Below are 13,019 nucleotides of genomic sequence, written 5' to 3'. Positions count from 1 at the left end.
CTCGACCGCGTCGACCCCAACCGGCTCCTCGACCGCGTCGACCCCAACCGGCTCCTCGACCGCGTCGACCCCAACCGGCTCCTGGCACGGGTCGACATCCGTGCCCTGACGGCACGCTCCGGAGTGGCCGACTTGGTCGCTGAAAGTACCAGCCAGATGGCGACCTCGGTTCTCGACGTCGCTCGACGCCAGTTCGCCGGGCTCGACGCGTTGCTCAACCGCGTCGTCAGCCGCGTCCTGCATCGGGATGTCGCCATGCAGCCACTGGCACCCCCAAACCTTGTCGCGATCGCGCCCCCGTCGCACGAGGTCGTTGCGGGCCCGCGCACGAGCGTCACCGGTCACTATGCGGGTGTCGTGCCACGTGCCCTCGCGGCGATCATCGACGTGCTCGTCGTGTTCACCACGTTCTCCCTCGGCTATGCGGGCGCCGAGCTGCTCACCTCCGCCTTCTTCGGTGTGTCGATCGGCGACTACCGGTCTGGGCCCATCGCGACGTGGGCCTTCCTCGCCTGGGCTTTCTGCTACGTGTTCGGGACCATCGCGGTAAGCGGCAGGACCCTCGGCAAGGCGCTCCTGGGTCTTCGCGTCGTCTGTGCGAACGGTACGACCGTCACCGTGGGCCGGGCGTTCGTACGGGCCCTCGCTCTGCCGCTCAGCGTGATCCTCTTCGGGCTCGGGTTCCTGCTCAGTGTCGTCCATCCCCGACGGCGTGCTCTGCACGACCTCATAGCGGGCACCGCCGTGGTACACGACTGGGGCGACCGACCGGCCGAGCTGTCCGCGCCGCTGTCCGCTTTCCTCGACCGGGCTTCGGCGCGAGCGTAGGCCCGTCGAGAGGGCTCCCGTCGCAGGCCGCGCTTCAGGTCAGGGTGACCCGTCATGTCGCTGGTCATGTCGCGCGATCTGCCCACCCTGAACACACGCACCCCAGCTCCTTGCGACATGGGCCGCGACGCGACATGAGGCCGCTGCCGGATCAGGAGTGGCAGGTCCGTTGCACTCTCGATCAGGAGAAGTGCACTCTCGATCCGGGCAAGTGCACTCTCGATCAGGAGAAGTGCACTCTCGATCAGGGCAAGTGCACTCTCGATCAGGAGAAGTGCACTCTCGATCAGGATTGCTGCACTCTCGATCGGGTCACCACGACGTGTGCAGCGGCCGTCCCTCCGCGTAACCGGCGGTGCTCTGGATCCCGACGACGGCGCGGTCATGGAACTCCTCGAGGCTGCGAGCCCCGGCATACGTGCAGCTGCTACGCAGCCCCGAGATGATCTCGTCGATGACGTCCTCGACCGAGGGCCGCTCCGGGTCGATGTACATCCGGGCCGCGCTGATCCCCTCCTCGAACATCGCCTTGCGGGCGCGGTCGTAGGCGGTGTCGCTCGAGGTCCGGTTCAGCACCGCCCGCGACGACGCCATCCCATAGGACTCCTTGTACTGCCGTCCGTCCGTGTCGGTGTAGAGGTCACCGGGCGACTCGAGGGTGCCGGCGAACCACGAGCCGACCATGACGTTGGACGCGCCTGCCGCGAGCGCCAACGCTACGTCGCGCGGGTAGCGCACACCGCCGTCGGCCCACACGTGCTTGCCGAGCTCGCGAGCGGCCGAGGCGCACTCGAGCACGGCGGAGAACTGGGGGCGTCCGACGGCCGTCGTCATCCGGGTCGTGCACATCGCCCCGGGCCCGACCCCTACCTTGACGATGTCGGCACCGGCCTCGATGAGGTCCCTCGTCCCAGCGGCCGACACGACGTTGCCGGCGACGAGAGGAACGCACGGATCGAGACCGCGCACGGCGCCCAGCGCGTCGATCATCTTCTCCTGGTGGCCGTGCGCAGTGTCGATGACGAGGACGTCGACCCCAGCCTCGATCAGGCCCTCGGCCTTGGCCGCGACGTCGCCGTTGATGCCGACGGCGGCACCGATGCGCAGCCGCCCGGAGTCGTCGGTGGCCGGCCGGTAGAGCCCCGACCGCAGCGCCCCGGACCGGGTGAGGATGCCGGCGAGCCCCCCGGCCGCGGTCAAGACCGGCGCAACCCGGCGGTGCGACTCGGACAGCTGCTCGAAGGCGTGCCGCGGGTCGATGTCGTCGGGCAGCGTCACGAGGTCGGAGAACATGATGTCGCGGACCTGGGTATATCGGTCGACGCCCGTCAGGTCGGCCTCGGTGACGATGCCGACGGGCCGGTCCCGCTCGACGACGACCGCGGCTCCGTGGGCCCGCTTGCCGAGCAGCAGGAGGGCCTCGCCTGCGGTCGTCGCCGGGGTGAGCATGATCGGGGTGTCGTGCACCAGGTGCCGGCCCTTGACCCAGCCGATCACCTCCGCGACGACATCGAGCGGGATGTCCTGCGGGATGATCGTGACCGCCCCCCGGCGGGCCACGGTCTCGGCCATCCGTCGGCCCGCGATGGCGGTCATGTTCGCGACGACGAGCGGGATCGTCGTCCCGGACCCGTCCACCGTCCGCAGGTCGACGTCGAGGCGGCTGGTCACCGACGAGCGGCTGGGCACCATGAAGACGTCGTCATAGGTCAGGTCGAACGTCGGCATCAGGTCGTTGAGGAACCTCACGAACGATCACTCTAGGGTCACTCCAGGGGCCATCACGAGGCAGAGTGTGCCGGTGGCATGCGCGCCCCGGAAGCCAGGGCTGCACCACCACCTCCTCACCCCAAACCCACCTCGTCCCGACGTACCCTCGAAGGATGGCGGGCAGCAGCGATAGTGGCGGTATGCCGCTCAGGGACGAGGGCGCGGACGCGCGGAACGAGGCGTGGGCCGAGGTGCTGCGCCGCCACGGCGGCGAGCTCGGGCGCCAGGTGCTGGACCACGACTGGTCGACGAGCCCGCTCGGACCGTGGCAGACCTGGCCGGAGAGCCTGCGGACCTCGGTCGGTATCTGCCTGACCTCGGGCTTCCCGATGCTCGTCCTGTGGGGGCCTGAGCTCGTGGTCGTGCACAACGACGCGTACGTGCCGATCCTCGGCCCGAGGCAGCGGGAGCACACGCTCGGGGAGCCCATGAAGCAGGTCTGGCCGGAGATGGCGGACCAGTTCCTGCCGCTGCTCGAGAGCGTCCTGTCCGGCGGTGGGGCCGTGTCGGCCGCGGACCAGCTCGTCCGCGTCAACCGACGTGGCTACCTGGAGGAGGTCTACGTGACCTTCTCCTACAGTCCCATCGTCGACTTGGCGCAGCTCGGCTCCGTGGGCGGCGTCCTCTGCACGGTGACGGAGACCACGAGGCACGTGCTCTACGAACGGCGCGTCGCCGTGCTGACCAGGTTGGCAAGCGAGCTGGCGGATCTGCCCAGCACCGGAGAGATCTGCGCCCAGGCCCAGGTCATCCTCGAGTCGAACGCCTCCGACCACCCGCTCGTCGGCGTGTACGAGATCGTGAACGGGGATGGTGTTCCAGTCGTGTCACGCGGCCACGTTCCCGAGGGGCTTCGCGGGGCGCTGGAGCACGCCGCGAAGGAGGCGCTCCGGACCGACGAGCCTGTCATGATCGACCTGCGCGAGACCGCTGACGGGCCCCCTGCGCCGGCCGAGCCCGCCGCACCTGACACGGTCGGCCAGGCACCGGTGTGTGCCGTCCACGCGCTACCGATCCGCGTGACCGGCAACGGACGGGCCAGCGCCCTGCTCGTCGTCGGCCAGCACCTGCAACGCAGCTGGGACGATAGCTACCGGCATTACCTGCAGGTCGCGGCCCTGCACCTGCGCACGGCCATGGCAGGCGCCCGGGAGCTCCGCGTCGAGCGCGGTCGGCTCGCGGCCCTCCAGCAGCTCGATGCGGACAAGAGCCTCTTCTTCACCAACATCAGCCACGAGCTGCGCACGCCGTTGACGTTGGTCCAGGGGCCGGTCGAGGCGCTCCTGACGGACCCGTCGATTCCCGCTGAGGTACACGAGCAGCTCGAGCTTGTCGAGCGCAACGTCGGTCGCCTCGTCCGGATCGTCGATGCCACCCTCGACTTCAGCCGGATCGAGGCTGGTGGCATCCGCACGGAGCTCGCCCAGGTCGACGCGACCGCGCTGACCCAGAGCCTTGCCGCTGCGTTCGAGACGGCCTTCGCGACGGCAGGTCTCGCGTTCACGGTCGACTGTGAGCAGCTCCCCCGAACGGCACTGCTCGACCGTGACCTCTACGAACGGATCGTGCTCAACCTGCTGTCCAACGCTCTGAAGTACACGCTCGAGGGATCGGTCGGGCTACGCCTGCACGACGCAGGTGACCGGTTCGAGGTCGCCGTGACCGACACCGGCATCGGCATCTCCGCATCGGACCAGGAGCGCATCTTCGGCCGCTTCGAGCGGGTGGCCAGGCACGCCGGAGCGCGCGCACACGAAGGAGCCGGCATCGGGCTGGCGATGGTCAGACAGCTCAGCGAGCTGCTCGGCGGGACCGTCGCTCTGCAGTCGGCGCCCGGAACCGGCAGCACCTTCACCGTCACCCTCCCCTACGACTCGCCTGCCAAGCCCGGCCCCGCCGGCACCCCCGAGCCCGTGGGGCGCCCCGAGGCCACGACCGTCCGGGGCGCGGTCGCGTCACGGGTCAGCCGCCGAGGTGCCGCCTCCTTCCTCGCCGAGGCGAACACGTGGCGCGGCCTGCAACCCCCGCAGCCCCACTCTCCGACACAACACCCGTCACCCCCTCGGCCGGATCATGCAGCTCGCCTGCTCGTCGCCGACGACAACGCCGATATGCGGGCCTACCTGCAGAAGGTCCTCGCTGAGGACTACGAGATCGACCTCGTCCCGGACGGCCAGACCGCTCTCGACCGGTGCCGGGAGCAGGTCCCTGGCCTCGTCCTCGCCGACGTCATGATGCCCGGGCTCGGCGGCTTCGCCCTCGTCAAGGAGCTGCGCGCCGATCCCCGCACCAGCGAGGTCCCGATCATCCTGCTGTCCGCGCGGGCCAGTGAGGAAGCGACCATCGCCGGTCTCGAGCACGGTGCCGACGACTATGTCGTCAAACCGTTCTCCGCCGCCGAGCTGCTGGCCCGGATCGCGAGCAACCTGGAGCGGGCCCGCTCCCGCTCGCGGGATGGCGCGTGGCGGCGGGCCGTCATCGAGACCCTCCAGGACCCGCTCGCCATCGCCGACGCGAGCGGCACCATCATCGAGGTCAACGACGCCTTCACGCAGCTGCTGGGCTGGGATCTGTCCGATGGCCCCATCGAGGTGCCGCACCCATGGTGGCCCACAGCGGACACCGACCCCGAGACCGCCGCCCTCGTCCAGGCCGCGTTCGCCCAGTTCCAGACCGGTGAGCCCTTCAACGCCGAGCTGCAGCTTCGCACCAAGACGGGCCGCCGGGTCTGGGTCTCGGTGGCCGGCCGGGTGGTCGACGGATCGGTCAAGAGCCCGGAGCTCGTCGTCGTCACGCTCCGCGACGTGACGCGTTGGCACGAGGCGCGACGCCGACGCGAGGCGGCGGCCCGGCTCAGCGCCGAGTTCGGCACGGCGCAGGACCTCGACCAGGTCCTCGCCGGCGCGGTCGCCGGTTTCACCGAGCTCTTCGACGGCGACTCGACGGTGAGCGCCATCGCCAGCGCCCAAGACGAGTTGTTCACGGCTGCCGGCCCGGTCCGGTCCACAGACCTGCTCCCGCAGATCATCGAGGGCCTTGCCGGTGACCCGGATGCATCGCCACTCCCGGGCCGCGTGCCCGGCCTGCTGATCGCGCCCAAGAGCGACTCGACCGAATGCCGGGTCTGGGTCCAGTTTCGCAGACCGCGGGTCGTCGGTGCCGACGAACGGATCGTCGGCGACCTGCTCGGCCAGGCCTTCGCCCTCGCCGTCGAGCGGGTCGTCGCTGCGAGTGACTTCGCCGGACGGGAGGCCAACCTCCAGCGCGCCATCGAGAGCCACCGGCACATCGGGCAGGCGATCGGGATCCTCGTCGAGCGGCACCGGATCACCCCGGCCGAGGCGTTCGCGCAGCTCAAGCGCGCCAGCCAGGACCGCAACATCAAGCTGCACGAGATCGCCACCCGTGTCATCGAGACCGGCGCGGAGGCCTCGGACGCACAGTGACAGCGAGCGTATGCCGCTCAGCCGGCTGAGCGGCATACGCTCGCTTGGGCGTGGGGCCACCTTGACGAGGACTCACGAGGGCGTAATCTTGATTACATGATTACCAACGAGGCGACAGAGCGGGTGCGCGGCTGGTTCACCGGCCGGCTACCCGAGGAGTGGCGGGTCGCGCCGCCAGAGATCACGGTCGACCGCGACGAGATCACGGTCGTACTCACCGTCGCGGACGTCGACCTGCCCGACGGGTCGAGCGATTCCGAGCGGGCCGAGGCCAGGGCCGGGCGGGCCAAGGCCTTCCGCGAGGACACCCGGGAGCGTCGGATCCGGGTCGCGCGCGAGGCGCAGCACCGGTACGAGCGGAAGGTGTCGTGGGCGGTGCGGGTCGGCGACCGGACCGAGCTGTTCACCCACGTCGCGGCGCCGACGATGACGCGACTGCGCCAGCCGGAGCGGCTCGTCCTCGACACGCTCGTCGACGCCGGCGTGGCCCGGTCACGGGCCGACGCGCTGGCGTGGTGCGTGCGCCTCGTCAAGCAGCACGAGGAGGACTGGCTCGCACAGCTGCGCGAGGCGATGGGGCACGTCGCCGACGTGCGCGAGCAGGGCCCGGCCGCCTGACCCTTCAGCCCGTCGACCGGGCGCTTCCGCTTGGTCGAGTGGGCACTTCCGCCCGGTCGATCAGGCAGCTCTGCCGGTCGTCCGGGCAGTTGTGGCGACGGGAACGGCCGCTGCCGGGGCGTGCGTTCAGCCAGCGCTGCGGCGGCCCGGGATGAAGAGGGCTGCGACGGTGGCGGCGCCCAGGGCGGCGGCTCCGGTGAGGAGCGCCGGGCCGATGGCGCCGTCATACCCGGTCGGGGTGAGGGTGCCACCGTTCGCGAGAAAGACGGCGGCCAGCACGGCGATGCCGATGGCGACGCCGAACTCGCGCAGCGTGGAGTTGGCCGAGCTGGCGACGGCGAAGTCGGAGTCCGGCAGCCCGTCGAGGACCGCGGTGGCGCTCGGGGCGAAGGTGAACCCCATACCGGCGCCGGCGAGCAGGAGCGGGACGACGAACGACGAGTAGCCGGCGTGGCTCTCCGTCAGCGCCGCGAACCACGCGAGGGCCGCCGTCTGGGCGGCGAGGCCGACGAGCAGCAGGGGTCGGACCCCGACCCGGCGCGCAAGCACGCCTGCCAGCGGGGCGAAGACCATCGGTGCCGCGGTCCACGGGAGGGTGCGGACGCCGGCCTCGAGCGGCGAGTAGCCCATGACGACCTGGAGGTACTGGGCGAGCAGGAACACCGCGCCGAACATGCCGAGGGTGAACAGCAGACCGATGGCGTTGGCCGCGGAGAAGCTGCGTGAGGCGAACAGGCGCAGCGGCAGAACGGCGTCGGCACGGCGGCGCGCCCAGACGAGGTAGCCGGGAACGAGCAGGCCTGCGCCGACGAGAGGCGCGAGCACCGAGGGGGCGGTCCAGCCGTTGTCGTTGCCGTGCACGATGCCCCAGATGCCGAGGAAGACGGCGCCGCCGAGCAGGAGGGTACCGACGAGGTCGAGCCGGGGCCGCCGGCCCGCGGTCGACTCGCGAATCGCGAATCGCAGCAACGGGATCGCGACGATCGCGACGGGGACGTTGAGCCAGAAGATCGCCTGCCAGCTGATCCCCTCGACGACGGCGCCGCCGATGACGGGCCCGAGCGCGACGCCGAGGCCGGAGATGCCCGACCAGATGCCGATCGCGACGGGGCGGAGCCGTTCGGGGACGGCCGAGGCGAGCAGGGTCAGTGAGAGCGGCATGATCGCGGCGGCGCCGACACCCTGGATCGCACGTGCGGCGATCAGCGCGGTCGGTGTGGTCGCGAGGGCGCTCGCGATGGACGCGAGGGTGAACAGGGCGATGCCGGCGGTCATGACCCGGCGGCGACCGAGCCGGTCGCCGAGGCTCGCCGCCGTGAGCATGAGGCTTGCGAACGTCAGGGTGAAGGCGTTCATGAACCAGGACAGCTCGGTGACGCTGGCGTGCAGGTCGGCGTCGATGACGGGCAGCGCGCTCGTGAGGACGAGGTTGTCGAGGGTCGCCATGAACATCGGCAGGGAGGCCGCGGCGATGGCGACCCAGACGGGAACGGCCCGCGGGGATGCTTCGCGGGTCGGGGGCGACAGGACGGTGGCGGTCATGTCATCTCCTTGTTGGCATTGACTGATTACTTACCTGAGCAGAGTAGGTAATCAACTGATAACATGTCAAGCGTGAAAACGGAGGAGGCCACGGTGACGGTGAAGACGCGGATGAAGGGCTCGGAGCGGCGCGAGGTCATCCTCGATGCGGCGACACGGGCGTTCGCCGAGGGCGGTTTCACCGGGACGACCACTGACGCCGTGGCCCGCGAGGCCGGGGTGTCACAGCCCTACGTCGTGCGGATGTTCGGGACGAAGCTCGAGCTCTTCGTCGCCGTCTTCGAGCGCGCCTGTGAGCGGGTCCGGGCGATGTTCGAGCAGGTCATCGAGGCGGGCTTCGACGCGACGAGCGAGGTGGACCGCAAGCGGCTCGGGGCCGCCTATGCGGAACTGATCCACGACGAGGACCTGCTCCGTGTCATGATGCACGGCTTCTCGGACGGAGGCGTGCCGCAGATCGGGGCGGCCGGCCGTGAGCAGATGGGCTGGATCTTCGTCACGCTTCGGCGCACCGGCTGGCCCGACGAGGCCGTGCGCGACTTCATCGCCCACGGCATGCTGCTGAACGTCCTGCTGTCGATCCGCAGCCTCGACGACCGCGACGACCTGGGCCCGCTCGACGCCCTCGTCCGGTGCTCGCTGCCGGAGTGAGCTCCCCGTATGTCGGTCAGCCGGCGTGCCTGGCGATGTACTCGGCGAGCGCCTCACGGCTGACGTCGGAGAGTCGGCGCCCCTGAGCCGCTGCGATGTCCTCGAGGGCAGCACGGGTCTCCGAGGACACGCGCACCCGCACTTGAGTCGACGGCCCGTGTCCGGCGGCTCCGCCGACGCGTGGCCGGCCACCGAGGCGGCGGCGGATGCGATCAGGATCGGTGATCACGCGGGCACGTCCCGACTCCACTTCGGTGGACACCTTGGTGGCCCACTCATCGGTGGCGACCTTGGCCGCCTCCCGCCACATCCAAGCCGGCTCGGTGGCGAACTCCTCGGGAGTCGCGCCCATGACCTCGGCGACTTCCTGGTCCGTCATCGCCTCGATCTCGGCGATGCCCATCGGTGCCAGACGCTCGGCGAGCGTCGGCGCGGGCTTGCTTGGATGCGTGTGGGTTGTTGATCATTGCAGATACCTTCTGGCGTTGACAGGGCGAAGTGCCATCGCGTGGAACACGAGCAGATCAAGGCTATCCGGACCTCCGGATAACCTTGATTGTTCCGACTCTCGGATTATCCCGATTCCTGTGTAGCGAGGTCTGTGACCTGTGGAGACGCGTTCGCGGATCGGGATGGTCCGGGCGACTGGCCCACGTCTGTGGCCCGGTCAGCGCGCGAGATGCGGCCGTACTCGCTCCGCGAACCGTGGTGCACCCGCAGTCGCAATCTTCTTAGCCAGCTCAGCGGGAGCCATAGGCGGGTTCTTCTTGCTGTCCGCCGCACGGGTAAACGACTCGACGACACCCTGACGACGATCTGTGAGCAGCGCGCAGAGGAACTCATCCGAGGTGATGACCTTGACGCCGGCGGCCAGGACCGGCTTCGTGCGCAGGTGCTTCAGGTTCCGGGTGAGCAGCACATCGCGTCGCCGTAGATCGCCGCGGCGGCGTGTATGCGGTCGTCGGCGTCGGGCGAGAGGTCGTCGGTGATCTTGTCGCGGTACAGGGTCGGGTCGATGCGGTATCGGCCGAAGTGGGTGCGCACCGCGGCCGCCAACGAGGCAGCCGATTCGGGGGTGCGCTTGCCCTCGCGGACGATGACCCCCTCCCACTCGTCGAGAAGCTGGTCGGTCCAGACCCAAGTGAACAAGAAGTCCTCGGACAGGGTGAGCAGCACGTCCATGATCGTGAACGGGAACAGCTCGCTGGTGTCGATGAAGACCCGTTGCGGACGGGCCACAGGGCTACTCCCCGATCGCGGCGCGCAGCGCGGCACCCCCGGCGCGGCGCTCCTCGCGCTCGGCGGCGGCATCCACGACGTCCTGGACGCGGATGCGGCGGTGCCGACTGCCGGGCAGGCGGCGGAAGGACAGCACGCCGTCCTCACAGAGCCGGTCGACGAACTGGCGGGTGACCCCGAGGATGTCGGCGGCCTCAGCGGGGGTGACTTCGTCCTCGGCGCGCAGCACAACCACGCGCGTGCCGTGGGCGACGTCGTTGAGCATCGCGCGCACGGCGGCCTCGACCGGGGTGTCGACGCCGAGACGGTCGGCCAGGTTCTTGGCGTCGGACCGGACGGTCGGGTCGACCGGGTCGAGGGTGGTCGTGAGCGCGCGGGTTGCCATGTCCTACATGCTACCCGTAACTGCAATAACGACAACCATGAAGCAGGCGCGTTTGCCCGGGAGACGACGCGTCCACGTTCAAGGGCCCATCGTCGACTGCATGATCGGGCCTCAACTCAACTGCCGCTCGGGGACGCCCGCTGTCGCCCAGTTGGGGCTCAGGACAGCGGAACGGGTCGTGTATAGTTGGCGCAGCCCGGAGCGATCCGGGCCTCTGTTTGCGCAGACTGAGATCTGCCTCGCAGACCCGGCCAGGTAGCTCAGTTGGTACGAGCGTCCGACTGAAAATCGGAAGGTCGGCGGTTCGACCCCGCCCCTGGCCACTCTCAAGAGGTTGCCCAAACGGGCTCTCACCTGCGGAAACGTCGCTGTTCGTTGCACGACGAGATCGGCCCGTATGCATGCGGTGACACTCCCCTCGGAGATCGGACGAGTCGGCGATCAACAGGCACGGCCGAGCCATCACCACAGCGCTGACCTGCTCAAACGTGCAGCCCACCGAGCCAATACGGGCCTCTGATAAGCGCGCGCGGCCTGTGAACGCCCACGTCGTTGCACGACACGTTGCACGAAGTCTCGATGGCAAGGACCTTACGACTTCGCCGTCGGAGGGTCGCCACACGCCCCTGTCGAGGTCTGCCGTTCCGTGCGAGTGAAGGCCGCCGGCCGTGTCCGGCGCCGGGCCGATCAGACGATCGACGTGACCGCCCACCGCCTCGCGCCTGGGGGCCATCCGGAACGAACCCGCAGTGGGGGTCGGCCCGAGCCGACTCCCCAGGCCACCATGTCGCGTCTTACGGATCGGCCGGATGAGCGGTTGGTGATTCGATACTTTGGGTGGTCGCCCCAGTGATCAACTTCCGGATGGTGGACACGGAGGCTGTTCGGTGTTCGGTATTGACCGAACACCGATCATCAGGGATCATGGAAACCATGGACATAGGGGCTCTCGCGGTGGATGCCTTCGCCCAACTGGGCGTCGTGGCGCGTCCCGTAGGAGGCGATCACGACACGGGTGTTGATCTTGTCCTGGACCTGCAGGGAGTTAAGACACCGGTGCAGCTGAAGCGGCAGTCCCTGGTCACCGAGGACTCCGCGCGGCGACTGTGCTCCCAGGTCGTCCCTAGCCTCGCCGCGGACGTCGTTCTGCTGGTGGTGGCAGACCGTGTCACGGCAGATGCTGGCCGAGTCCTGACGAGCAACCACTCGGGTTATCTCGACCTGCGGGGCAGGCTCGTGTTCCACACGCCCCACTTCATCATCGATGCCCAAGTCGAGCCGGTGACCAAGCGGTCCGAGCGCTCAAGCGCCCTGTCCGGGCAGGTGGGACTGGAGGTCGCGACCGCACTGCTGATGGAGCCCAACCGATCGACAGCGGTGCGCGAGCTGGCCCGGCAACTGCAACGGTCCCCGAGCACTGTCTCGGAGGTGCTCAAGGCCCTGAGGGCGCAACGCCTCGTCGACGCAGGAAACAACGTCCTGGACTCGGGCTTGTTCTGGGAGGTCGCGGACCGCTGGCCCACAGTCCGTGTCCCTCTCGCGAGCCCACCTCGACCTGGCGACGCCAGCAACAGCGCGACCCTGAGGCTCGGACTCGAGGACCTGGACGCGCCCGGCTGGGCCCTGACAGACTCAGCGGCTGCGGCAGCCTACGGCGCACCAATCGCGTTCCGCCAAGGACAGGTTCTCGACTTCTTCGTCCCCGACCAGTCCATCGTTCGCCGAGCCACGACCCTTCTCGGCGGCGTCGAACACGGCCGCCCAGCGAAGGCGACCATCCGGGTGGCCCCAGTGCCGGCCGCCGTCACCGGACGAGTTGGCCTTCCAGCCAATCCCCTCGAGTGGCCATTGACGCATCCGCTCTTCGTCGCACTAGACCTGGCCCAAGACACCGGGCGCGGACGCGAAATCCTCGCGGGCTGGACGCCCGAGGGACGGTGGACCCGTGTCTGGTAGCCGAGTCACGTTCGTCGGTGACGCCATGGCAGCAGTCGTTGCGGGTGTCATCGAAGTCAGGTCGCACATCGGGCAGCCCCCGGTCATCGTGGGCGGGCTCGCCGTGCTGTCACGACTGTCCACCCCGTACCGGGCGACCACCGACCTTGACGTGGTCGACCGAATGCGCTCCGGGCTGCGGCAACTCGAAGTCCTGCGAGCAGCCACGGACGCTAAAACGATCGAGCCCGCCGCCGTCGAACTGGCCACCCCGTACGGCCCGGTCAGGGTCGACGTCCTCGAAGTCCGGCAGGTGGAGATCGACCACCCGAGCGATGACCCCGGTGACCGCCTTCACGCTTCAGCACACGCCTGGGCCAACGACACAGCAACCGACCTCACCATGGAGGTGATCCTGCCGGAAGGCGCAACCATCGAGGTGACAGCGCCCGTTGCCGAACCAGGACCACTGGTCGCCATGAAGCTTCAGGCCATCATGAACCGGTCGGTCGAAAAGCAAGGCACCGACCTGCTCGACATCATCAGGCTGAGTCTCAGACCTCCTCAAGTAGCGGCCGGGCAGGGCGCTGACCTGTGGGTTTGCT

At 69.3% G+C, this 13,019-nt stretch carries 11 protein-coding genes, 1 tRNA gene and 1 pseudogene; 7 read left to right on the top strand and 6 right to left on the bottom strand.

Going from position 1 to position 13,019, the window contains the following annotated elements; translation table 11 throughout:
- A partial coding sequence (locus tag L0H79_RS15680) for an RDD family protein (protein WP_301485567.1) occupies positions 1–828 on the top strand: 828 nt, incomplete at its 5' end.
- 312 nt (positions 829–1,140) lie between these two features.
- On the opposite strand, the gene L0H79_RS15675 is transcribed toward L0H79_RS15680, so the two are convergent.
- Positions 1,141–2,577, bottom strand: coding sequence for a GuaB1 family IMP dehydrogenase-related protein (locus tag L0H79_RS15675; protein WP_301485566.1), 1,437 nt, complete (start codon positions 2,575–2,577; stop codon positions 1,141–1,143).
- Positions 2,578–2,738: 161 nt separating this feature from the next.
- Here L0H79_RS15675 and L0H79_RS15670 point away from each other — a divergent pair, with 161 nt between their 5' ends.
- Both L0H79_RS15670 and L0H79_RS15665 read left to right on the top strand, forming a co-directional pair.
- Positions 2,739–6,044, top strand: a complete 3,306-nt coding sequence (locus tag L0H79_RS15670) for an ATP-binding protein (protein ID WP_301485565.1) — start codon at positions 2,739–2,741, stop codon at positions 6,042–6,044.
- A 96-nt stretch (positions 6,045–6,140) separates the two neighbouring features.
- The gene (locus L0H79_RS15665) at positions 6,141–6,662 is read left to right on the top strand and encodes a hypothetical protein (protein ID WP_301485564.1); all 522 of its coding nucleotides are present in this window, start codon (positions 6,141–6,143) and stop codon (positions 6,660–6,662) included.
- Between the two features lie 126 nt (positions 6,663–6,788).
- Here L0H79_RS15665 and L0H79_RS15660 read toward each other — a convergent pair whose 3' ends face one another.
- A complete protein-coding gene (locus L0H79_RS15660; protein WP_301485563.1) occupies positions 6,789–8,204 on the bottom strand; it encodes a DHA2 family efflux MFS transporter permease subunit in 1,416 nt (471 codons plus the stop codon).
- A 72-nt stretch (positions 8,205–8,276) separates the two neighbouring features.
- On the opposite strand from L0H79_RS15660, the gene L0H79_RS15655 reads away from it, so the two are divergent.
- Entirely contained in the window at positions 8,277–8,855 is a 579-nt protein-coding gene (locus L0H79_RS15655) for a TetR/AcrR family transcriptional regulator (RefSeq protein ID WP_301485562.1), read from the top strand.
- A gap of 16 nt (positions 8,856–8,871) precedes the next feature.
- Here the strand turns inward: L0H79_RS15655 and L0H79_RS15650 are convergent, their stop codons facing one another.
- The 4 genes from L0H79_RS15650 to L0H79_RS15635 all read right to left on the bottom strand — a co-directional run bounded on the left by L0H79_RS15650 (position 8,872) and on the right by L0H79_RS15635 (position 10,479).
- Positions 8,872–9,258, bottom strand: a complete 387-nt coding sequence (locus L0H79_RS15650; protein WP_301485561.1) for a hypothetical protein — start codon at positions 9,256–9,258, stop codon at positions 8,872–8,874.
- A 264-nt stretch (positions 9,259–9,522) separates the two neighbouring features.
- Positions 9,523–9,774, bottom strand: coding sequence for a hypothetical protein (locus tag L0H79_RS15645; protein ID WP_301485560.1), 252 nt, complete (start codon positions 9,772–9,774; stop codon positions 9,523–9,525).
- On the bottom strand, positions 9,753–10,094 hold the full coding sequence (locus tag L0H79_RS15640) for a PIN domain-containing protein (protein ID WP_301485559.1): 342 nt from the start codon (positions 10,092–10,094) through the stop codon (positions 9,753–9,755). The genes L0H79_RS15645 and L0H79_RS15640 overlap by 22 nt, the downstream gene beginning before the upstream one ends.
- 4 nt (positions 10,095–10,098) lie before the next feature.
- The gene (locus L0H79_RS15635; protein ID WP_301485558.1) at positions 10,099–10,479 is read right to left on the bottom strand and encodes a helix-turn-helix domain-containing protein; all 381 of its coding nucleotides are present in this window, start codon (positions 10,477–10,479) and stop codon (positions 10,099–10,101) included.
- 249 nt (positions 10,480–10,728) lie between these two features.
- Between L0H79_RS15635 and L0H79_RS15630 the strand changes: the two genes are divergently transcribed.
- The 3 genes and pseudogenes from L0H79_RS15630 to L0H79_RS15620 all read left to right on the top strand — a co-directional run.
- Positions 10,729–10,802: transfer RNA gene (locus L0H79_RS15630), tRNA-Phe, on the top strand.
- Positions 10,803–11,403: 601 nt separating this feature from the next.
- Positions 11,404–12,435 (top strand): helix-turn-helix domain-containing protein, encoded by a 1,032-nt coding sequence (locus L0H79_RS15625; protein WP_301485557.1) that lies wholly within the window; start codon positions 11,404–11,406, stop codon positions 12,433–12,435.
- An 88-nt stretch (positions 12,436–12,523) separates the two neighbouring features.
- Positions 12,524–13,019, top strand: a pseudogene (locus L0H79_RS15620) (prevent-host-death protein); the annotation flags it as partial.

The organism is Intrasporangium sp. (genome assembly GCF_030452765.1).
Taxonomy (GTDB): Bacteria; Actinomycetota; Actinomycetes; order Actinomycetales; family Dermatophilaceae; genus Intrasporangium_A.
This window is presented reverse-complemented; position numbering and strand designations above follow the sequence as displayed.